At 45.1% G+C, this 24,197-nt stretch carries 15 protein-coding genes; 7 read left to right on the top strand and 8 right to left on the bottom strand.

Annotation, left to right across the window (positions count from 1 at the left end; all coding sequences use genetic code 11):
* Positions 1-101 precede the first annotated feature (101 nt).
* The 6 genes from BN161_RS03400 (at position 102) to BN161_RS03425 (ending at position 13,455) form a co-directional block, all read left to right on the top strand.
* Complete coding sequence (locus BN161_RS03400; protein ID WP_044263142.1) at positions 102-2,408, top strand: glycoside hydrolase family 3 N-terminal domain-containing protein; 2,307 nt, start codon at positions 102-104, stop codon at positions 2,406-2,408.
* Positions 2,409-2,497: 89 nt separating this feature from the next.
* Positions 2,498-4,915, top strand: a complete 2,418-nt coding sequence (locus tag BN161_RS03405) for a glycoside hydrolase family 3 N-terminal domain-containing protein (RefSeq protein ID WP_044263144.1) — start codon at positions 2,498-2,500, stop codon at positions 4,913-4,915.
* Between the two features lie 152 nt (positions 4,916-5,067).
* Complete coding sequence (locus BN161_RS03410; protein ID WP_074435088.1) at positions 5,068-8,088, top strand: SusC/RagA family TonB-linked outer membrane protein; 3,021 nt, start codon at positions 5,068-5,070, stop codon at positions 8,086-8,088.
* Between the two features lie 58 nt (positions 8,089-8,146).
* Complete coding sequence (locus BN161_RS03415; RefSeq protein ID WP_044263146.1) at positions 8,147-9,694, top strand: RagB/SusD family nutrient uptake outer membrane protein; 1,548 nt, start codon at positions 8,147-8,149, stop codon at positions 9,692-9,694.
* A 6-nt stretch (positions 9,695-9,700) separates the two neighbouring features.
* A complete protein-coding gene (locus BN161_RS03420; protein ID WP_044263148.1) occupies positions 9,701-11,110 on the top strand; it encodes a hypothetical protein in 1,410 nt (469 codons plus the stop codon).
* A 95-nt stretch (positions 11,111-11,205) separates the two neighbouring features.
* Positions 11,206-13,455 (top strand): glycoside hydrolase family 3 N-terminal domain-containing protein, encoded by a 2,250-nt coding sequence (locus BN161_RS03425; protein WP_052356163.1) that lies wholly within the window; start codon positions 11,206-11,208, stop codon positions 13,453-13,455.
* 164 nt (positions 13,456-13,619) lie between these two features.
* On the opposite strand, the gene BN161_RS03430 is transcribed toward BN161_RS03425, so the two are convergent.
* From BN161_RS03430 to BN161_RS03445, 4 genes are all read right to left on the bottom strand, one after another.
* On the bottom strand, positions 13,620-14,375 hold the full coding sequence (locus BN161_RS03430) for a succinate dehydrogenase/fumarate reductase iron-sulfur subunit (protein WP_007211613.1): 756 nt from the start codon (positions 14,373-14,375) through the stop codon (positions 13,620-13,622).
* 33 nt (positions 14,376-14,408) lie between these two features.
* Entirely contained in the window at positions 14,409-16,388 is a 1,980-nt protein-coding gene (locus BN161_RS03435; protein ID WP_044263153.1) for a fumarate reductase/succinate dehydrogenase flavoprotein subunit, read from the bottom strand.
* A gap of 36 nt (positions 16,389-16,424) precedes the next feature.
* Positions 16,425-17,126 carry a b558 family succinate dehydrogenase (Or fumarate reductase) cytochrome B subunit gene (locus BN161_RS03440; protein WP_022208625.1) on the bottom strand — a complete coding sequence of 234 codons (702 nt, stop codon included), beginning with the start codon at positions 17,124-17,126 and terminating at the stop codon, positions 16,425-16,427.
* Positions 17,127-17,315: 189 nt separating this feature from the next.
* On the bottom strand, positions 17,316-18,227 hold the full coding sequence (locus BN161_RS03445) for a helix-turn-helix domain-containing protein (protein ID WP_026367033.1): 912 nt from the start codon (positions 18,225-18,227) through the stop codon (positions 17,316-17,318).
* Positions 18,228-18,332: 105 nt separating this feature from the next.
* On the opposite strand from BN161_RS03445, the gene BN161_RS03450 reads away from it, so the two are divergent.
* Entirely contained in the window at positions 18,333-18,935 is a 603-nt protein-coding gene (locus BN161_RS03450) for a phosphatase PAP2 family protein (RefSeq protein ID WP_044263158.1), read from the top strand.
* On the opposite strand, the gene BN161_RS03455 is transcribed toward BN161_RS03450, so the two are convergent.
* From BN161_RS03455 to BN161_RS03470, 4 genes are all read right to left on the bottom strand, one after another.
* The gene (locus BN161_RS03455) at positions 18,932-20,557 is read right to left on the bottom strand and encodes a S41 family peptidase (RefSeq protein ID WP_044263187.1); all 1,626 of its coding nucleotides are present in this window, start codon (positions 20,555-20,557) and stop codon (positions 18,932-18,934) included. The two genes, BN161_RS03450 and BN161_RS03455, sit on opposite strands and share 4 nt — an antisense overlap.
* Positions 20,558-20,591: 34 nt before the next feature.
* Positions 20,592-21,044 carry a pantetheine-phosphate adenylyltransferase gene (gene coaD / locus BN161_RS03460; protein WP_044263160.1) on the bottom strand — a complete coding sequence of 151 codons (453 nt, stop codon included), beginning with the start codon at positions 21,042-21,044 and terminating at the stop codon, positions 20,592-20,594.
* Positions 21,041-22,912 carry a DNA topoisomerase IV subunit B gene (locus BN161_RS03465; protein ID WP_044263162.1) on the bottom strand — a complete coding sequence of 624 codons (1,872 nt, stop codon included), beginning with the start codon at positions 22,910-22,912 and terminating at the stop codon, positions 21,041-21,043. Before BN161_RS03465 ends, coaD begins: the two co-directional genes overlap by 4 nt.
* A gap of 85 nt (positions 22,913-22,997) precedes the next feature.
* Positions 22,998-24,137, bottom strand: coding sequence for a hypothetical protein (locus BN161_RS03470; RefSeq protein WP_044263164.1), 1,140 nt, complete (start codon positions 24,135-24,137; stop codon positions 22,998-23,000).
* Between the last annotated feature and the right edge of the window lie 60 nt (positions 24,138-24,197).

Below are 24,197 nucleotides of genomic sequence, written 5' to 3' on the forward strand. Positions count from 1 at the left end.
TGATGTATAATGTACCTCTTTCTTTTCCCTTCCCGCTACATTTGCAACTGTAAATCGAATGGCTTATGTAAGGCCGGATAAATTTAATACCTTTATTATATATGAGAATTTATTTATTAGTTATGATGCTGCCGATTTTCTTTTCAGGGTGCTCTGATAAGGATAAAGATCCGCTTTATCTGGATGCTTCCCAACCTGTGGAGAAAAGGGTAAATGATTTGATGAACCGTATGACATTGCAGGAGAAAGTAGCACAGATGTCACAATACGTAGGTATAGAACACATGAAAGCTGCCGAAAAAGACATGACGGTGGAGGAAATGAAGAAAAGCCATGCCAAAGGATTTTATCCTGATCTGCATTCTACCGAACTGATTGAAATGACCAAACAAGGGCTTATCGGATCTTTTCTGCATGTAATTACCAGTGAAGAAGCCAATCGATTACAATCATATGCCATGCAATCGCGTCTTAAAATACCTTTACTCATCGGCATTGATGCCATTCATGGTACCGGACTCTACAGAGGAGCTACCATTTATCCTACTCCCATCGGACAGGCTGCAACCTTCGAACCGGAACTGGCTGAAAAAGCTTCTCGCCAGACTGCTCTTGAAATGCGTGCCACCGGTACCCATTGGGCATTTACTCCCAATGTAGAAGTGGCTCGTGATGCCCGTTGGGGACGGGTGGGAGAGACCTTTGGCGAAGACCCTTTTCTTGTAGGACAGATGGGAGCAGCTACTGTCAGAGGACTTCAGACAAGTGACTTTACCGGACAGGATAAAGTACTGGCATGTACCAAACACTTTATCGGTGGAAGCCAACCTGTCAATGGCATCAATGGTGCTCCTTGCGATATCTCCGATCGTACATTGCACGAGGTTTTCATGCCTCCTTTTAAAGACTGTCTGGATGCCGGCGCATATACTTTTATGATGGCACATAATGAACTTAACGGAGTGCCCTGCCATACCAGTAAATACCTGATGAAGGATATCCTGAGAGATATCTGGAAATTCAACGGGTTCATAGTGAGCGACTGGATGGATATTGAGCAGGTGCACGAAAAGCATCGCACCGCCGCTACGCTGAAAGACGCATATCTGCAAAGCGTGAAGAACGGGATGGATATGCACATGCATGGTCCTGAATTTGCGGATGCCATTATAGAACTGGTTGATGAAAAGGAACTTCCCATGAGCCGCATAGATGATGCCGTCAGCAAGATACTGACTGCCAAATTCAAGCTGGGCTTGTTTGAGAATCCTTATATAGATGAAAAGAAAGTCTCCCAAGTTCTGTTCAGTGCCGAACATCGTGAAACAGCACTCGAAATGGCGAGAAAAAGTATTGTGCTTCTGAAAAATGATAATAATCTGCTTCCTTTGGATGGCGACCGTTATAAAAAGGTTTTTGTAACCGGCCCCAATGCTGACAACCAGACTATTTTGGGTGACTGGGCTTTTGAACAACCGGACTCCTGCGTGACTACAGTCATTGAGGGATTGCGAATGGTTTCTCCCCAGACTGACTTTGATTTCTTCCCTTTTGCCACCAATTTGCGCACTATGGAAATATCTCGTGTCTTGCAAGCGAAAGAGAAGGCCCGAAAAGCCGATCTGGCTATTGTAGTGGTGGGTGAGAACTCTATGCGCTATATGTGGAAAGACAAAACTTGCGGTGAGAATGTGGACCGTTATGAATTGTCATTGGTAGGTTTGCAACAACAGTTGGTAGAGGAGATTTATGCTACGGGAGTTCCCACTATTGTCGTATTGGTCAACGGTCGTCCGTTAAGCACTGAGTGGATTGCTGAAAATATTCCTGCATTGGTTGAGGCTTGGGAGCCTGGTTCATTCGGCGGACAGGCTGTTGCGGAAATCTTATACGGGAAAGTGAACCCTGAAGCAAAGCTTCCCATCACTATTCCCCGTTCTGCCGGTCAGGTTCAGACTTATTATAACCACAAGCAAACGAGCAAATGGTTCCCGTACGGTACGGGAAAAAGTACTAATCTGTTTGAGTTTGGATATGGATTGAATTATGCTTCTTTTGAATTCAGCCCTGTGAAGCTATCTGCCAGGTCGATGAATGAACAGGATACCTTGCGTGCTTCTGTTGAAGTCCGGAATATAGGTGAAAGAGCCGGAACGGAAGTGGTACAGATGTATATACGTGATTGCTACAGTTCGGTAGTACGTCCATTGAAAGAGCTCAAAGGCTTTCATAAAATTACTTTGCAACCCGGAGAAAACCAGACTGTCACTTTTAATATCACCGCCAAAGAACTTAGTTTTTACGATATCGATATGAACTATGGTGTGGAAAAAGGTGAGTTCGAGGTTATGATCGGGAATTCTTCCCGTGATATTGACCTGCAAAGGGAGTTATTTACCATAAAATGATGAATAGTGCACCTTTTTAGATGAATTGGGGGAGTAGCAAATCCTTCTCCCCAATATCTTTGCCGAAAATAAAAACAATAAATGAGTCTATGAGAACACCTACTGAAAAACTGATTATAATAAGTATCGCTTGTTTTCTAAGTGCCTTTGTATCTCAACCGGTACTGGCGCAAAAGTCTAAAACGATCTATCATAAAGACTGGATAGATCTGAATAAAAACGGGAAGAAAGACATCTACGAAACTCCGACGGCTCCCATCGAAGCCCGCATTGCCGATTTGCTTTCGCAGATGACCGTTGAGGAGAAAACCTGTCAATTAGCTACCCTATATGGATATAAAAGAGTCGCTAAAGACGAACTGCCCACCCCTGCTTGGAAACAGGAGTTATGGAAAGATGGTATTGCCAATATCGACGAACACCTCAATGGGCTTGTAAAGACTCAATATTCATACCCTTTCAGTAAGCATGCTGAAGCCATTAATACAGTGCAACGTTGGTTTATTGAAGAAACACGCCTTGGCATTCCTGTTGATTTCAGCAACGAGGGGATTCATGGACTCAATCACGACCGCGCGACTCCGCTTCCAGCTCCCATTGCCATCGGTTCCACCTGGAATGCTGCTCTTGTCAGACAGGCGGGAGAGATTGTAGGCCGTGAAGCTAAAGCTTTGGGTTATACCAATGTATATGCTCCTATTCTGGACTTGGCACGCGATCCGCGCTGGGGGCGCGTACTTGAATGTTACGGTGAAGAACCTTTTCATGTAGCCACATTGGGCAAGGAAATGGTGGCAGGTATCCAGTCTCAGGGAGTTGCTGCAACGTTGAAGCATTTTGCTGTGTACAGTGTCCCCAAAGGTGGGCGTGATGGACATGCACGTACCGACCCGCATGTCGCTCCCCGCGAAATGCACCAGTTGCATCTTTATCCTTATAGGAAGATTATACGCGAGGTTCATCCGATGGGAGTGATGAGCAGTTATAATGATTGGGACGGTATTCCCGTATCCGACAGTTATTATTTCCTGACTGAGTTGCTGAGAGAAAAATATGGTTTCGACGGTTATGTCGTTTCCGACAGTGAAGCAGTTGAGTTTGTCTACAGCAAGCACCGTGTGGCTCAGGACATGAAAGGAGCAGTGAAGCAAGTGGTAGAAGCAGGACTCAACGTGAAAACGAATTTTACGCAACCTTCCGATTTCGTATTGCCTTTGCGTGAACTGGTTGCAGAAGGAAGTGTGTCCATGCAGACACTGGATCGGAATGTAGCAGATGTGCTGCGGGTTAAATTCCGCCTAGGGCTTTTTGACAGTCCGTATGTTACGGATACGAAAGCTGCTGACAAGATTGTAGCTTCGCCTGATACCAGAGAGTTTGAGAAACAGATGGGAAGAGAGTCACTGGTGTTATTGAAAAATGAAGCCAATCTCTTGCCTCTTCAATTGAGTAATCTTCGGAACATTTTGGTTACCGGTCCTTTAGCTACGGATACTACCGCTTATGTCAGCCGCTATGGGCCGCAGAATTTGCAGGTAATCCACGTGTTGCAGGGTGTCAGAGATTACGTCGGACAGGCGGCAACCGTACATTATGCCAAAGGATGCGAAGTAGTGGATGCTACTTGGCCGGAAAGTGAAATTATTCCGACTCCTTTGACGGAGGAAGAACGCCTGGAAATTCAGGAAGCTGTTGAGAAAGCTTACCGGAGTGATGTGGTAATTGCCGTATTGGGTGAGGACGAACACCGGGTAGGTGAAAGTAAATCGCGTACAGGATTGGCTTTGCCCGGACGCCAGCTACAACTCTTGCAGGCTTTGTACGAAACCGGGAAACCTATTGTTCTGGTGCTTATCAACGGACAGCCGCTTACCATTAATTGGGAGAATCGCTACATACCTGCTATTCTTGAAGCCTGGTTCCCAAATTCCATCGGTGGACAGACGATAGCAGAAACTATTTTCGGAGAATATAATCCCGGAGGAAAGTTGCCGGTAACGTTTCCTAAGACTCTGGGACAGATTGAGCTGAACTTTCCCTTCAAGCCGGGTTCACATGCCGGACAACCGGGTGACGGTCCCAACGGCTATGGTAAAACGGCGGTAGTAGGTTCTCTTTATCCTTTCGGATATGGATTGAGTTATACCACTTTTGAATATAAGAATTTGCATATTACCCCTGACAGACAGGGAGTGCAGGGGAAGATAGAAATATCTATGGAACTGACAAATACCGGACAGCGGGCGGGTGATGAAGTAATACAGTTGTATGTGCGTGATAAGTTAAGTTCCGTGATTACCTATGATTCTCAGTTGAGAGGTTTCCAACGGGTTACCTTGCAACCGGGGGAAACCAGGCATATTCATTTCACCCTTCTTCCCGAAGATCTGGAAATGCTTGACAAAGATATGCACTGGATCGTAGAACCCGGTGAGTTTGAGGTCCTGATTGGTAGCAGTTCCGAAGACATCCGACTGAAAGGAAAGTTTGAAATGATGCAACCCTGAAACTGTATAATGAACGTTCAATACTATAAATTAATCCCATTATTTATCTTAAATTTATAACCATGAGAAACAATGAAACTGATTAAAAAAGCTCGTTTGAGTTTATGAGTAGAGAAACTAATACTGAAAATTTGATTAATACACAATTAATTATGAATACACTTTTTACATTTGTGAAGAGAACTTATGTTTATCTTCTTATGTGTGCCGTGTTGGCCATCGTTGCGATGCCACTCTCTGCACAGAACATTTCATCCGGAACAGCCAACCAGCAGATCACCGGTCTGGTGACCGATGATAAAGGCGAACCACTGATTGGCGCGAATGTAGTACTGAAAGGATCCTCGTCTATAGGTGTGATTACGGATCTTGACGGTAAATTCTCACTGAATGCACCTTTGCAAGGAATCTTACAGATTTCTTACATCGGCTTTCATGCACAAGAGATTGCGATAAACGGAAAGAATCATTTCACTGTAAAGTTGCAGGAAGATTCAAATACCCTTGATGATGTGGTTGTTGTGGGATATGGAGTGATGAAAAAGAGTGATGTGATCAGCTCTGTAACCACGATAAAGACAGATAAAATGACGAAAGCCGCCACCTTGGATATTGGTGAAATGCTTCGCGGGCGAGCTGCCGGCTTGAAAATTACAACCTCAGAAAATGCCGGCCCCGGTGGTAGTTCGAATATACAGATACGTGGCACAAACTCTATTTCGGGAGGAACTACTCCTATTGTTGTAGCTGACGGAGTGGTGATCGGTTCCATTAATGATGTGAATCCGAATGATATTGCATCTGTGGAAATTCTGAAAGATGCTGCCGCTCAGGCTATCTATGGTGCACGTGCAGCAAATGGTGTCATTTTGCTTACCACCAAAAGAGGAGAAGCGGGAAAGGCGCGTGTAAGTTATCAGGGGTATTATGGTATTCAAAACGTCGACCGTAACTTTGATGTTTACACACCTGAAGAATTTATACAGTATAAACGTGAGGCTTACCGCACCACCAATAATAACCAGTATGGTGCCGATTCTGATGTATTCAGCCAATTGGAACTCGAATCTATCCAGAATGGACAGTTCATTGACTGGCAGAAAGAATTGATGCGTACCGGTACTATTCAGAATCATGACCTCACGGTGACCGGAGGTGGTGAGAAGACAAAGGTATTTGTGAGTGGTAACTTTATGAAGCAAACCGGTGTGGTGCCTGCTACGGATTTTATAAAGGGGCAGCTTCGCTTTAATCTCGATCAGGAGATTACCCGTTGGCTTAAAGTCGGTTTAAATACTAGCCTGAGCATTTCGACCAAGAATGATCCGGGGGTAGCCGGCCTGTTGCGCGATGCGGTAACCTGTTCACCTTTAGGCTCGGTTTATGATGCTGAAGGTAACCTTAATATGCACCCCACCGGATTGCAGGAGAACTGGAATCCGCTGATTGACTTGCAGGAAAAAACATCGACCACCAAGAGCCGTAATGACTTGGTGAATCTTTTCTTCGACTTCAAGATTTTTAAGGGACTGACCTATCGACTGAATGTGAGCCGTCGTAGCTGGAATGCAAAAGTAGAAACCTATAGTACAGCCAATTCGAAGGCAGGAAGTTACACAGGTATGGGAAGTGGCACTATTAAAAATCAGGATGAGAATGAGTGGACACTTGATAACATCCTTTCGTATGATAATCAGTTTGGCAAACATCACGTATCCGGTACGTTGATTCAGAGCTGGAATGAGCGTAACAAACATTCCAATCAGATGGATGGATCGCTAATTCCGAATGACTTATTGGGTGTCTATGGTATTGAAGCGGCCGGGAAAGTAATACCTACTTTAAGCGCGTCTCAACGCCGTCTTGTTTCTACCGCTCTGCGTATGCAATATGATTTCGCTTCGAAATACTATGTAACCATAAGCGGACGCCGTGACGGTTCATCTGTGTTCGGCGCTCAAAACAAATGGGCTGTTTTTCCTGCCATGGCATTGGGATGGAATGTGTATCAGGAAGAGTTTATGCAAAACTTCGAACAACTTACGAACCTGAAGTTACGCGGTAGCTATGGTAGTGTAGGAAATGAAGCTATACAGCCTTATGGTAGTATTGCATCTGCCGACCAGTGGGATTATTACACCACGAAGAAACTGACAGGATATACACCGGGAGCTGTTCTCTCGAATCCTAAGCTGAAGTGGGAAACTTCTACAACCTTGAACCTGGCTGTGGACTTTGGATTCTTCAATAATCGTTTGTCCGGTACTGTGGAATGGTATAATACTCGTACGAAGGATTTGCTGATAGACCGGTCTATCAGTTCGGTTACTGGATATTCCACCATCAAGGACAATATCGGAGAGATTCAGAACAGAGGTCTTGAAATACAGTTGGAAGGTGTTGTGGTAAAGAGTCAGGATTGGGATGTACAATTGGGAATGACTTTTGCACGCAACCGCAATAAAATCATAAAACTGTTCGGTGACCTGGATGGTGATGGCAAAGAAGATGATTATCCTATCAATAACTGGTATATCGGACAGCCTATCAATGTCTCCAAAATATACGAAGTTGCCGGTATCTGGCAGGAGGACGAGATTGATGAGATTCCTAAATCAGCACAACCCAATGCTCAACCGGGAGACATTAAAATTGTAGACCGCACGGGCGATGGCAAGCTGGACGACGATGATAAAATACTGGTTTCGCAATTCCCTAAGTGGAATGGTTCTTTCAATGCATCGGTAAGATATAAGAATGTTGACTTCTCCATGGATATCTATACTGTACAGGGAATAACCAAATACAATCCGTTCCTGGCAGATTATAATTATGGTGGTAATATGCGTGCAGTATTCAACGGTGTGAAGGTGAATTACTGGACACCGGAAAATCCTACCGGTAACTTCCCGCGGCCCACAACCAATGGAGCCCTCGAAATGGGAAGTATAGCCCGTCAGGATGCTTCTTATGTACGTTTGCAGAACATAACGATAGGATATACCCTGCCGAAGGCATGGCTTGCAAAAATGCGCTTGAGCAATGTAAGGTTCTACTTTACCGGACAAAACCTGTTAACATTGACAGATTATGAGTCGTACAGTCCCGAACAGCCCGCTGACAAGTATCCCGAAGCCCGTACATTGACTTTCGGTTTGCAGCTTGGTTTCTGATCGGAAGGCAGTCAGAGATATAATTTCATACATTCAACATTTTAATGATATAACCATAATGAAAAATTATATATTATTTCTTATCATCGGATTACTGGTAGTCAATACCTCTTGTGATTCCTGGCTGGAAGAAACACAGTTCGACAAGATTAATAGTTCAACGCTCTATGAGAGCGAAGAAGGACTGGAAATCGGTCTGAATGGACTATATGGCCTCTCTCGCCGCTTTTTCCGTTTCAATGATTCGGATGCACGCGGAGCTTACTGGTTTTATTGCGCTACCGACCTGGCTATGGTACGTACGTGGAATGAAGCGGAAATGTATCGTTCCAATATGCGTGCGAACGCTATGCCGGCTGAGATGTGGAACCGTCCCTATCAGATGATTGATCGTGCTTCCGCCATTATTGATGCCGCACCCGGCATTAGTATGCAGACTGAAACCCGTGAGCGAATCGTTTCAGAAGCCCGTGTGATTCGTGCCTGGGCGTACCTCAGACTGATTTCTACTTATGATAATATCTTGTTGGATAGCATACCGACTACTCCGGACAATGCGTTTGACGAAGTAGAGTATAAACCGGCTAGCCAGAAAGATGTATATGCCTTTATTGACCGTGACCTCGATTATGCCATCAAGCACTTGCAATATAAAGTAGATCCGGGAATTATCGGATTGGGCTTGGCCCGTCAGTTGCGTGCTGAGTCGGCTATGTGGCAGGAAGATTACACTACGGCAGCAGCGCAGGCTGATGCGATGATTACAGGCGGACACCATAAACTGGTAGGTATCAGCGAAATATTCGGTAATAATGTAAATCATAGCGAGAGCCTGATGGCGTGGCAGTTCGACGAGGTGTCCGGAGGTAGCCATACACTGGCAGGAGGTGATGGTCATGTGTTGGGAGCTTGTTTCCAAGCTCGTTTCTATGAGATCACCATTCCGGGAGATCCTGTAGCGCCTATCATTGAGGAAGCCAACTATGGAGGAAACGCTTATGGATGGACGTATCCGAATGAGTATCTCCGTTCATTGTATGATAAGGATAAAGATAAGCGCTTACAGTTCTATTTCTATCCGGATACGCTGTACGGAAACAATCCCGCTTCAGCCTATTATGAAAAGAAATTACCGGGTGATCCCCCGTATTCTACTCAGCTGCGCCAGTACACATGGAGCCTTATGAAATACCGGGATTTGAGCAAACCCGCCAAACGTGCCTTGTCCTACAAGCCGTTTATAGCTTATCGTCTGGCGGATACTTATATTTTGGGTGCCGAAGCACATTGGCGGAAAGGAAATACGGAAAAAGCACTGGAATATCTTAATGCCATACGTCTGCGTGCCGGACTTGAAGAGGCTACTACCATTGATCTTCAGACCATCATGGATGAATATGCGCGTGAGTTGTGCTTTGAAGGCAAGCGTTGGTTCTTCCTCAAGCGTATCGGCAAGTTGGTGGAACAGGTGAATAAATACCATCGTTTCGGCAGTACAACCAGTAGTATTCAGGGTACAACGATGAAAGATTATATGGTGCGTTGGCCGATCCCGCAGGCACAGATAGATGCAATGGGAACTTTCCCGCAGAATCCGCAATATTAAGTAAGTATGAAAATAGTAACCACACTTTTGTTATCTCTTTTTGCTTCTTCAGTGCTGTTTGCACAGTCTGGTAAAACTGTCCGGGTACAGACACGTGCCAACAGCACTGTGGAGAACTGGACACCTTACGAGGCGTATACTGTGGATAACCTGAAAGGATTTAAAAAGAAAAAGGAACCGGCCCTGTCTGTGTTCGGAGGATATAAGACGGACCGCCAGGAGGCAACCGGCTTTTTCCGCACAGAGAAGATTAATGGGCGATGGTGGATTATTGATCCCGAAGGGTATCTGTTCCATCACCGGGCAGTGGTAGCATTTGGGCCTGGAACTTCGAAGAAGCAACAGCTTGCATTTCAGGAAAAATTCGGTACACGTGCCCAGTGGGTGAAGGCAGAGACGGAAATGTTACGTTCGTATGGATTTAATGGCGCCGGAGCCTGGTCGGCAGTGGAAGATATCCGTACCAGTCAAACGCCATTGGTTTATACACTGATTGTCAACCCTATGGGGAACTATAAGCATGAGCATGTGAAGAAATATGGAGGTACCTATAAGGTGGCCAGCTGGCAGGGCTATCGGTTCAATCTGCCTATGGTGTTCGATGATGAGTTTGACAAATATGTAGAGCAGGCCCTTGCTCCATTGGCACGGTATAAAGACGATCCTTACCTGTTAGGCTATTTTACAGACAATGAATTGCCTTGGTATACTGATGCACTGGACCGCCATCTTAACTTTCTGGCTAAAGATGAACCGGGGTACCTGGCAGCACGGAAATGGCTGGATGAACGGAAAGGGAAGGAAGCAACCGTGGCGGATATTACCGAGGAAGACCGTCTTGCATTTTCCGCCTTCTTCTTCGAGACGTATATGCAGAAAGTGACTTCGGTGCTGCGCCGTATAGATTCTAATCACATGTATCTCGGATGTCGGTTTAATCAGGATAAGAATCAGGAACTTACCAATCCGGCTATCTTTAAGGTAGCAGGTAAGTATATGGATATTATTTCTATAAATCATTACCGCCAGTGGCAGCCGGAACAGGAACGGATGAATAACTGGGGAGAATGGTCGGGCAAACCTTTTCTGATTACCGAATGGTATGTGAAAGGAGAAGATTCCGGTTTGCCCAATGCAACCGGTGCGGGATGGAATGTACCGACTCAGGATGACCGGGGGATCTTTTACGAAAACTTCTGTTTGCAGTTGCTCCGCAATCCATACTCGGTAGGATGGCACTGGTTCAGGTATCAGGATAATGATCCGGAGGATTTGACAACAGACCCTTCCAACAGGGATTCCAACAAAGGAATTGTAGACAGCGAATATTCTCCCTGGTTACCTTTATTGCGGCGAATGGAGAAAGTAAACAAGCAGGCTTACACACTCACTCGTTACTTTGATTCGCAGAAGTAAATAGTTGGATTTTGATAGGTATTCATATAAGAACCGTTTCGGCTTTAGGACAAATTAAAGTTGAAACGGTTCTATTCAATAAATCATTTTTATCTATGGCGTTTATTACGAATAAAAGAGTTTGCTTATACAGAAATACAGGAGTATTCTTTGTATTAATGATGTGTTGGTCGGCATATAGTGCCCAGTCGGGAAATAACTCTATGCACAACTATAGCTCGAAGGTCGATTCTGTACTCAGCCTGATGACACTGGATGAGAAAATCGGGCAGTTAAACCAATATACCGGCAACTGGCAGGCAACAGGGCCGGTGGTGGAGGATTCTACTAAAATAGAGCAGATCAAGGCGGGTAGAGTCGGAGCCATGCTCAATATTAAGGGGGTAAAATATACGCGCGAGATGCAGAATTATGCCATGCAGTCCCGCCTTCGCATTCCATTGTTATTCGGGCAGGATGTTATTCATGGTCTGCGTACCATCTATCCCATTCCCTTAGGTGAAGCGGCAAGTTTTGATCTGGATTTGATGGAAAGAACTGCATCCGGTGCTGCGGAGGAAGCTTCTGCACAAGGTATTCACTGGACTTTTGCTCCGATGGTAGATATAACCCGTGATGCACGCTGGGGGCGTGTTATGGAAGGAGCGGGTGAAGATACCTGGTATGGTAGCAGAGTGGCCGAAGCACGGGTAAAGGGGTTTCAGGGAAATGATCTGGCGGATACTCATACGGTAATGGCTTGTGCCAAGCATTTTGCGGCTTACGGGGCGGCCATTGCAGGTAAGGACTACAATACGGTAGACATTTCTGACCTGACGCTGCACGATACTTATCTGCCTCCTTTCCGGGCAGCTGCAAATGCCGGTGTGGCTACTTTTATGAATAGCTTTAATGACATAAACGGTATTCCGGCTACGGGAAATGCATATATACAACGCGATATCCTTAAAGAAGGATGGGCTTTCAGCGGGTTTATTGTTTCCGATTGGGGATCGGTCAAAGAAATGGTTGCCCATGGATATGCATCCGACCTGAAGGCATCGGCAGAGATTGCTATTCATGCCGGATGTGATATGGATATGGAGTCGAGAGCTTATCATAAACATCTGAAAGAGTTGGTGGAAGAGGGCGTTGTGGACATTAAATATGTTGATGAAGCGGTAAAGCGTATTTTGTTGAAGAAGTTTCAACTCGGACTTTTTGATGATCCATACCGTTATTGTGACGAAGAACGGGAAAAGAAAACCGTATTGAGCACCCGTCTCAGGGATTTGTCCCGGGAATCCGGAAGAAAGTCCGTTGTCCTATTGAAGAATGAGAGTCAAGCACTTCCTTTATCTCCGTCTTGCAGAAGAATTGCATTGATAGGAGCTTTGGCTAATTCTCAAAAGGATATGATGGGCTTTTGGGCGAATGAAGGTGTAGAGAAAGAAGTCGTGACCGTGTATGAGGGCTTGAAAAGACGTTTTCCCAATGTAACGGTCAATTATGCTGATGGATATGATTTGGAAACAAATGATTTACGGCTTTCTGAAGCCCGTGCGGCTGCCAATCGCGCCGATGTTATAGTAGTGGCTGTTGGCGAAAGATTTAATCAGAGTGGAGAGGCAAAGTCAAGGGCTGACATTGCCATTAATGCCAATCAGCAATTGCTGGTGAAAGAGTTGAAGAAGACGGGTAAGACGGTTATTGTTTTACTGATGGGCGGTAGGCCAATGATTTTTAATGATATGGAGCCTCATGCCGATGCAATTCTCTTGACTTGGTGGTTGGGAACCGAAAGTGGGAACGCCATAGCTGATATCATCTCGGGTGATTATAATCCTTCCGGTAAACTGCCTATGACTTTCCCTGCACATGTGGGACAGATTCCTGTCTATTATAATTACAAAAGTACCGGAAGGCCGGAAAGTAAGACAGTAGCTTATTCTTGCCGGTATCAGGATATTGATTTTGAACCCGCTTATCCGTTTGGCTACGGGTTGAGCTACACTACATTTCAGTTGTCGGAGCCTAAGACTTCTGCCAATGTATATACAATGGAGGATACGATCCGGGTGTCTGCGAAGTTGAAAAATACCGGGGCATATAGAGGCAAGGAGACGGTACAGCTTTATATCCGCGACCTGGTTGCCTCCGTAACACGTCCTGTTAAGGAACTAAAGGGATTTCAGCAAATAGAATTAAATCCGGGTGAAGAAAAAGAGGTGACGTTTATTCTTTCATCGGCAGATCTTAGCTTCATGAACAGGAACTTGAAATATATTACGGAGCCTGGTAAATTTGAGATAATGATAGGGACTAATTCGAAAGAGGTGGAGAAGACAATTATATCATTGAAGTGAATCTGGAACTGATAGTACGATATCAGGAGATTTTCAGCAGGATAAAACAGACTGAATATAAGGAGAAGTGAAAGTTACTTCCCAGGCTTACATAAGAAGAACTCCCCTACCGGTTTCCCGGTAGAGGAGTTCTTGTGATATTAATCAAATGTAGAAAGGGCTGATTAGTCTTTCAGTTTTGCGATGATGAAATCGCGGTTCAGACGGGCGATGTTGCTGATAGAGATGTTCTTCGGACATTCGGCTTCGCAAGCACGAGTATTGGTACAGTTACCAAATCCGAGTTCATCCATCTTGCTCAACATAGCTTTTGCGCGACGCAATGCTTCCGGTTTACCCTGCGGCAGCAAGTTCAGCTGGCTAACTTTTGCGGAAACGAACAACATGGCGGAACCATTCTTACAAGCAGCTACACAAGCACCGCAACCGATACAAGCAGCTGCATCCATAGCTTCGTCAGCGATTTGCTTCGGAATCAGGATAGCATTGGCATCCTGAGGAGAGCCCGTGCGCACACTAACGTAACCACCGGCTTGCATAATCTTGTCGTAAGCTGTACGGTCTACCATCAAGTCCTTGATGACCGGGAAACCGGCAGAACGCCAAGGTTCAACAGTGATAGTGTCACCATCGTTGAAACGACGCATATAGATCTGACAGGTAGTAGCACCTGTTGCAGGACCGTGAGGATGTCCGTTGATGTAGAGCGAACACATACCGCAGATACCTTCACGGCAGTCATGATCGAATACAACCGGTTCTTTACCTTCAGAAATCAGTTGTTCATTCAAGATATCCAGCATTTCGAGGAATGAAGTGTCACCGGGGATATCTTTCATTTGGTATGTTTCAAAAGCGCCTTTTGCCTTTGGGCCTTTCTGGCGCCATACTTTCAGTGTGAAACTTATATTTTTATCCATTTTCTTTAATTCTTTAAATGTTCAACTTCCCGATTAGCTCTTATAGTTACGAGTCTGTACCTTGATTGCTTCGTAAACCAGCGGTTCTTTCAGCAACTCAGGAGCTTTTTCGTCGGAACCTTGATATTCCCAGCAAGCAACGTAGAAGAAGTTTTCATCGTCACGTTTTGCTTCGCCTTCTTCAGTCTGGTATTCTTCACGGAAGTGACCACCGCAGCTTTCGTTACGGTTCAGAGCGTCGTAAGCAACCAATTCGCCCATGATAATGAAGTCGTACAGGCGGATAGCTTTATCCAGCTCTACGTTCATACCTTCCTTATCTCCCGGGATGAACAAGTCTTTTTCGAATGTCTTACGGATTTCTTTCAGTTTGGCAATACCGGTCTTCAGACCTTCTGCTGTACGGCCCATACCTACATATTCCCACATCACGTGGCCCAGTTCCTTGTGGATAGAGTCTACTGACTTCTTACCCTTGATGTTCATCATCCAGTTGATTTTCTCCTGGATAGCTTTCTCTGCTGCTGCGAATTCAGGCAGGTCGGTAGAGAAACGGGGAACTGTAATCTGGTCAGCCAGATAGTTCTGAATAGTGTAAGGCAATACGAAGTAACCGTCAGCCAAACCTTGCATCAATGCTGAAGCACCGAGGCGGTTGGCACCGTGGTCGGAGAAGTTACACTCACCGATAGCGAACAGACCCTTGATAGAAGTCATCAGTTCGTAGTCAACCCAGATACCACCCATTGTGTAGTGGATAGCCGGATAAATCATCATCGGATTATAATATTTCACACCGGCAATTTCTTTTGCCAGTTCACCCGGATTAACGTCAGTGATTTCCTCATACATATCAAAGAGGTTGCCATAACGTTGAAGAACAATATCAATGCCTAAGCGACTGATAGCCTCAGAGAAATCGAGGAATACTGCCAAGCCTGTATTGTTCACACCGAAACCAGCATCGCAACGTTCTTTAGCGGCACGGCTGGCAACGTCACGCGGAACCAAGTTTCCGAATGCCGGATAGCGGCGTTCCAAGTAGTAGTCGCGGTCTTCTTCAGGAATATCGCTTCCCTTGATTTCACCCTTTTGGAGTTTTATGGCATCTTCTTTCTTCTTCGGAACCCAGATACGACCGTCATTACGCAGAGACTCTGACATCAAAGTCAACTTAGACTGCTTGTCACCGTGAACGGGAATACAAGTGGGGTGAATCTGTACCATAGCCGGGTTGGCCATCCAGGCACCCTTGCGATAGCAAGAAACGGCAGCTGTACAGTTACAAGTCATTGCATTGGTAGACAGGAAGTATGCGTTTCCGTAGCCACCGGTAGCGATTACTACTGCGTGTGCAGCAAAACGTTCCAGTTTACCGGTTACGAGGTTTTTAGCGATGATACCGCGGGCACGTCCGTCAACGAGGACAACGTCCTGCATTTCGTAACGAGTGTATAATTTTACGGTACCTACGTTTACCTGGCGGCTCAGTGCAGAGTAAGCACCCAGCAACAACTGCTGTCCGGTTTGGCCGCGGGCATAGAACGTACGTGATACTTGAGCACCACCGAAAGAACGGTTATCCAGCAAACCGCCGTATTCGCGGGCGAAGGGGACACCTTGTGCCACACATTGGTCGATAATGCTGTTGGAAACCTCAGCCAAACGGTAAACGTTAGCTTCGCGGGCACGGTAGTCACCGCCCTTTACTGTATCGTAGAACAAACGGTAAACAGAGTCACCGTCGTTTTGGTAATTCTTTGCAGCGTTGATACCGCCCTGTGCTGCGATGGAGTGTGCACGGCGCGGAGAGTCTTGAATACAGAAGTTGAATACTCTGAAACCCATTTCACCGAGTGAAGCGGCAGCAGAAGCACCTGCCAAGCCCGTACCTACTACGATGATATCCAAGCGACGCTTGTTAGCAGGGTTAACTAATTTCTGGTGAGCTTTATAGTTGGTCCATTTCTCAGCCACCGGTCCTTCCGGAATTTTTGAATCTATCTTAGTCATAATGCTATTACATTTTAATCGTTTACAATTTACAAATTAGCAAGCACCGCCGCACAATGATTTTGCGAAGAATACGACAACTACCAAGGCGAAACATACAACGACGATAGTAGAGTAAATGTTGGAGATGCATTTCCAACGGTTAATCCATACCTTATTGTTCCAACCCAGAGATTGCATAGAACTCCAGAAACCGTGAGTCAGGTGGAACCACAGTGCGCCGAGCCAAATGAGGTAAAGCACTACGTATACCGGATTGCTGAATGTGTTCTGAATGTGATAAACACCGTTAGCGGCATAAGCCAGTGTAAGCGTATCAGCATGCATACCCATGTTGTGCATCAACTCAGGAAGCTGCATTTTTGCCCAGAAGTTTACCAGGTGCAGACCCAGACCTACGATTACGATAAGACCCAATACGAGCATGTTCTGAGAAGCCCATTCTACAGTTTTGGGTTTATCAACTACGGCATAACGTTCGGTACCGCGTGCTTTGCGGTTCTGCATTGTCAGCCAGAAAGCGTAGATGATGTGAATAATGAAAAGAGCGGCCAAACCTACCGTAGCCACCAAGGCATACCAGTTTGCCCCCAAGAACTCACAAACCATGTTGTATCCCTCTGCCGAGATTAATGCAACCAGGTTCATCGCCATGTGAAACGTTAGAAACAGGACAAGGGCGATACCGGTAATGCTCATCACCACTTTCCTTCCTACAGATGAATTACTTAACCACATAAATGATTGAATTTAAATTATTTAATAGTTAGAAAATTTGCTTTTACTTAGGGTCTTACACTAATTTCCCGCAAAAATAGAAGAAATACATTGATTAAACAAGGAATTAAAGAAATAATTCCGTAATTCAGGGAATAGATAGAAGTTGACAAGTGAGTCAGGGAACAGGGTGACAAGGGAAGATTACTCTTACTCGTCACCCTGTTCCCTGGCTGGGTCGTCATTTTTTTCTTTTATAATGGTGATTTTCTCTCCGCTGGCAGCACGTTTTCGCAAGGAACGAGGGGTGTCTCCAAAGGAGTCTTTACAGAAATGAGCGAAGTGCGACAGAGAGTCGAAACCATAACGTGAACTGATCACGGAGATACGTTGCTTGGTGAATTGCAGATCGTTCAGAATACCTTCACGCTTCTTGTCCAGTATCCATTCGTACACCGGAACGTTATACATATTTTTAAACAAACGACGGAATGTAGTGGTTGTATATCCACCTAAATGGGCGAATTCTTCCACATTCTTCACCTTGTCATAGTTCTGCATAATGAAATAATGGAAACTTTCCGTATAAGTACTGATAGGATAGAAGAACGTACTTATTTGGCGCAGGGGATAATAGCAGGTTAGTATGTAAACCAGTTCCTGACGCTTGATGTCGAGATATTTCCCGCATGCGGAAGGCTGTTCTTTAAAATAGTCGGCAATATCATGCAGCAACCGCTCCAGTTTGGTATTGGCTATCAGCGGCGTGTAGGTCAGCGGAGCCTCAGAACGTTCGAGGATTTCCTTGTAACGGTCTTCACATATAAGTGGAAGTTCCGTAAACCAATAGGCGATATATTCCACCTCGGTCAGTGCTAACAACTCCATTTTTGAACCGATGGCTTGCAGTACACATTGTCTGCTCTGGAGCGTAGTACCCGGGTATTCGTTACTATTTATCAACAATTCTCCCTTTAACATAAAGATCATGCAGTTCTGGGTACACTTCTCCGCTGAGAAATGCTGCCCCTGGGGATATTGGCGGTATACCAATGTCCCGTCTGAGATTTTTGGGCATAGAGTACAATCTACTTGCCGTGTGCAAAGAGTGTCTTTTGTCATGAAATATAAGACGAATTACTAAAATTATGGCAACAAAGATAGAATTTTTTTGTGAATACTCTAACAAAATCGTCTATCTTTGCAGCAAACTATAAGAAAGACTACATGAAACGGACTATTTTTTTTGTATTTTTTGCATCATTACTTGTATTCAATATTTCTGCCCAGAACTGGGACATTAATACTTTGCATAAAATAAATAGTTGGGATGGTAAGTTCATTCGTAATTATAATAAAATAATTTCTCGTACTGAACCTTATATTGCCGTGGGGGTTCCTGTGGCGATGGCATTGGCTGCCTGGGTGAAAAAAGACCGCGAATTATTGAAGGATGCTGTCTATGTAGGTACCAGTGTTGCCGGTGCTTTTGTTGTGACTTATGGCATGAAGTATTTTATAGATCGTGAACGCCCGTTCGACCGCTATCCCGACCGGGTTCATGCTTATAGTCATGAAACCAGTCCTTCTTTTCCTTCCGGACATACGGCAACTGCTTTTGCATTGGCAACTTCACTTTGTGTGAAGTATCCGAAATGGTATGTAATCGCTCCATCTGCCTTATGGGCATGTTCTGTCGGAGTATCCCGTATGAATGAGGGCGTACACTATCCGTCCGATGTGCTGGCGGGTGCAGTCATCGGAGCCGGATGTGCCGTAGTAAATATCTATGTGAACCGTTGGCTGAATAAGTGGTTATTCGGCAATTAAAGCGGTAGCTTCTTCTCGTAAATCTTTTCGTTCAATATCTTAAGGGCTTGTTGCACGCTGTTGTTCGTGGTGTTTATCACCTGAAAGTATTCGTTCATATCCCACAGGTCACGGGCTATCAAGGCTTTCAACTGCGTTTTTATGAGGGGCAATGATTTGTTGTACTGCTCCTCGTTGAACTCAATCTTTTCTTTATCGGCGGCAGCGCGTATGTCCGCAAGCATCTGTTCGTCTATCTCAAATTTATTGTTGAAGGCATCGAACTTCTTATATTTCTCTTGGAGTTCTTTCCGATTTTTCTCGATATACTTGGTTGTTGCTTTGATGACAACGCCTTTGGCAACCAGATTACGGTGATAATCGGTATATTGGGTTGTATCGATAGGCACGAAATAGTCGGGCATGATACCACCGCCACCATATACGGTACGTTTCAACTTCTTAGTGGAGTTCTTCAATGAATCAGGAAAATGGATACTGTCGGCATGCATCATTTCTCCACGGTTGAAGCGATCTACCAGTTCCATATTGTATTTTTCCTGGCCGTCGTCTTTGCTAAGGCCTCTGCCGTCCAGATTGGCTGTATGGTCGTACGGCTTCTGGATGCAACGTCCGGATGGGGTGTAATAACGGGCGATGGTCAAGCGGATCATAGAGCCATCGGGCAATTCGATGGGACGTTGTACCAGCCCTTTACCGAAAGTACGGCGACCTACAACTACGCCTCTGTCCCAGTCCTGTATGGCACCGGTTACGATTTCACTTGCTGAAGCAGAGTATTCGTCTACCAGCACGATGAGGCGTCCGTTCTTGAAGTTACCTGTGCCTTTGGCGTAGAAATTACTACGCTGAGAGGTTCTTCCTTCGGTATATACAATCAGTTCTTTTTGTTGCAGGAACTCGTTGGCAAGATCAATTGCTGCATTCAAATAGCCGCCACCATTGCCTTGCAGGTCGAGTATCAGGTCTTTCATTCCTTGCTTCTGTAGTTCTTTGAGGGCGGCGGTAAATTCTTCGGCGGTAGTGGCACCAAAACGGTTGATGCGAATATAACCGGTCTTGGGCTGTATCATATACGAAGCGTCCAAACTTAGAATGGGTATTTTATCCCGTTTTACAGTGAAGTATAAGGGATCGTGCACTCCGCGGCGGACAATGGTTAGTTTTACTTCTGAGTCTTTCGGGCCGCGCAGGCGTGCCATTATATCTTCTGTGGACATTTTTACGCCGGCAATAGCGCTGTCGTTCACTGCCACGATACGGTCGCCTGCCAGAATACCAACCTTTTCAGACGGTCCGTTGCTGACGGGCTGTATAATAAGTAATGTATCTTCTATCATCTGGAACTGCACACCGATACCTTCGAAGTTACCTTGTAAAGGCTCGTTCATTTTTTTCACTTCCTCGGCGTCATTGTATGTGGAGTGCGGATCGAGTTGGGCGAGCATACGGATAATAGCTTCTTCCACCAGTTTATTCTCGTCTACCGAGTCTACATACAGGTTGGTGATGGCAAATTCTGCCATTTGTAACTTGCGGGCAGCCAAGTTGCCCATATTCTGCGCCTGCATGGAAGCCATGGCACCGCATATACATATTATAAAGATAAGAAATTTCTTCATCATTCTTTTTCGCTTATCACTAATTCACTAATCATTAAATATCCATCCCTTCGGGGATAAACTGGCTGATATCTTTGCCGAACTGTAGAAGCTCGCGGACAGTAGTCGAGCTGATACATGTCAGTTCAGGTTCGGTAAAGAGCAAAATGGTTTCGATGCCTGCCAGTTTACGGTTGATATCGGCAATGGTCTCTTCATATTCGAAATCTTTCACGGTACGGATACCACGAACTATAAACTGCGCGTCTACCTGCCGGGCAAAATCAATCGTCAGGCAATCATAGGAGTAGACCTTGATACGTGGTTCGTTCCGGTAGAATTTCTGTATCATCTCCACGCGCTTCTCAATAGGGAAGTAGGTGTTTTTATTCTCGTTGATACCAATTCCAATAATGACTTCATCCATAAAAGTCAGTGCGCGGGTCACTACCGATGAATGGCCGATAGTGAAAGGATCGAATGTTCCCGGAAAGATTGCTCTTCTCATGATGCCAGATCTTCTTCTATAACCAGATTGTTAATAATAAAGTTTTGCCGTTCCATGGTATTTTTACCCATATAGAATTCCAATAATTCCTTTACAAGGTCCGTTTTGCGTAAAGTGACTTGTTCCAGACGCATATCTTTGCCGATGAAATGCCGGAATTCATCAGGCGAGATCTCTCCCAGACCTTTAAAACGGGTAATCTCCGGGTTGGGACTCAGCTCGGCAATGGCTTTTTGCCGTTCCTCTTCCGTGTAGCAGTAAATTGTCTTTTTCTTGTTGCGTACGCGGAACAATGGAGTTTGCAGGATATAGACGTGCCCTTTCTTTATCAGATCGGGGAAGAATTGCAGGAAGAATGTGATGAGCAACAACCGGATGTGCATACCGTCCACATCGGCATCGGTAGCGGCAATCACCTTGTTGTAACGCAATCCTTCAATGCCATCTTCTATGTTCAGGGCAGCTTGTAGCAGATTGAATTCTTCGTTTTCATATACCACTTTCTTAGTCAGCCCGAATGAGTTTAACGGTTTACCACGAAGACTGAATACAGCCTGCGTATTTACGTCACGGCTCTTTGTGATGGAACCGCTGGCGGAGTCACCTTCAGTGATAAAGATGCAGGACTCGGATTCCTGTTCCTTTCCTTTGCCGTCATTAAGGTGGTAACGGCAATCGCGTAACTTACGGTTGTGCAGGTTGGCTTTCTTTGCGCGCTCACGTGCCAGTTTGGTTACACCGGCAATGGCTTTGCGTTCCTTTTCGGAGTCTTGTATCTTTTGCAGCATGACTTCCGCAACCAACGGATTCTTGTGGAGATAGTTATCCACTTCCGTTTTGATGAAGTCGCCTACATACTTATTCACGCTTACACCGCCGGGAGACATGGAAGGGGAACCGAGTTTAGTCTTGGTCTGTCCTTCAAACTGGGGTTCTTCCACATTGATGGCAATGGCGGCAACAATACCGTTGCGGATGTCGGCATATTCCTGGTTTTTGTTGTAGAATTCCTTGATGGTGCGGGCAATATGTTCTTTAAGCGCACTTTGGTGTGTTCCACCCTGTGTGGTATGCTGGCCGTTGACAAAAGAATAGTATTCCTCGCCGTATTGATTCGTATGCGTAAAGGCTATTTCAATATCTTCTCCTTTTAGATGGATGATATTGTAAAGGCCCTGTGCGGTCATATTGTCGTTCAGCAAATCTTCCAGTCCATGGCGTGAGATAATGCGCTGACCGTTATATATAATGGAAAGTCCTGTATTCAGGTACGTGTAGTTACGCAACAGCGTTTCCACGAAATTAGCCTGGAAGGAATAGTTCAGGAATAACGTGCTGTCCGGTTCGAAGAAGATATAAGTTCCGCTTTCCTCGTTACAGCTTTCCGTTACATCACTCTGGAGATTACCTTTTTCAAAAATGGCAATACGGACCTTACCTTCGCGATAACTACGTACTTCAAAGCGGCTGCTAAGTGCATTTACTGCTTTGATACCTACGCCGTTCAGTCCGACACTTTTCTTGAAAGCTTTACTGTCGTACTTACCGCCGGTATTGAGTTTACTCACCGCTTCAATCAGCTTTCCTTGCGGAATACCACGACCATAGTCGCGCACACTGACACGGAGATTATCCTCAATGTTAATCTCGATCCGTTTACCAGCACCCATTTTGAACTCATCGATGCTGTTGTCCATTACCTCTTTTAGCAATACATAGATACCGTCGTCGTTCTGCGTACCGTCGCCCAAACGACCGATATACATACCCGAACGGACACGGATGTGCTCCATGTCGTCCAAATGACGAATGTTGTCTTCCGTATATTCTACATTGCCTTCGGGCATCAGTCCGTTGATTTCTTCCATAGCTTATTTAATGAAGAATGAGGAATGAAGAATGAAGAATTTGGCTGCGCTGTGATGCCGCATGGCAATTCTTCATTCTTCATTCTTAATTATTAATTTCTTTCACAAACGCCCTGCGTCGTTTATGTTGTTTGGTTTCAAAGTATTCCCATTGGGCTTGTACTTTACCATTCATTTCAAGTTCAGGGTTACTTTCTGCAAATATAAAACCTAATTTCTGATAAACCGGAATTAAATCGGAAAATAACAATGCGTTAACACCTTTGTTTTGGTACTCCGGCTTCACGGCAACAAGCAACAAATCCAACATTTTAGCACGTCGTTTCATGAACAATGCTTTCAGCAGATAGTACCATCCGAAAGGCAATAACCGGCCGTGCGCTTTCTGTAAAGCTTCGGACAGGGAGGGCATGGATATGCCTACGGCAATCAATTGGTCGTCGGCATCTGTAATAAGCGTCACCATGCGCAGGTCTACGATGGGGAGATACATTTTCACGTACTGGTCAATCTGCCGTTGCGACAGAGCGGAATAACCGAACAGGGGTTTATAAGCTTCGTTCATCAACTCAAAGATGGCCTGTCCATAATCGTGGGCTATCTTTTTGGCTGATGTATATTTTTTAATCTTGAGGTTGTATTTACGCTGGATAAGGTCGGAGATACGTTTGTGTTTATCCGGTATGGCATCCGGAATGTAGATTTGATATTCCACCCAGTCAGCTTCCTTTTCAAATCCCATGCGCTCCATGTGTTGCGGGTAGTAAGGATAATTGTAAATGGTTGCCATGGTGCTGAGTTGGTCGAAGCCTTCTACCAGCATACCTTCTGCGTCGAAGTCAGTGAAGCCCAACGGACCTTGTATATGAGTCATTCCGCGTTCTTTTCCCCATTCTTCTACCGTGCGGATCAAGGCATCCGATACTTCCGGGTCGTCAATAAAGTCGATCCAGCCGAAACGGACGTTCTTTTTATCCCAGGTTTCATTGGCCTTATGGTTGATTATGGCAGCTACGCGGCCTACTATTTTGTTGTCTTGGTAAGCCAGGAAATACTCTGCCTCACAGAATTCAAACGCCGCATTCTTCTTTTTATTGAAAGTGTTGAGCATGTCGTCGTAAAGATCGGGGACAGAGTAAGGGTTGCCTTTATATAGCCGGTAATTGAAGCGGATGAACCGTTTCAATTCTTTTGTTGTGGAAACTTTTTTGATTGTTATTGCCATAATTTTATGTCTAATGAAGTGGCAAAGATACATGATAATCTTTAAAATACCACGCGGCAG

The sequence above is a fragment of the Bacteroides timonensis genome, assembly GCF_000513195.1.
GTDB classification, from domain to species: Bacteria; Bacteroidota; Bacteroidia; order Bacteroidales; family Bacteroidaceae; genus Bacteroides; species Bacteroides timonensis.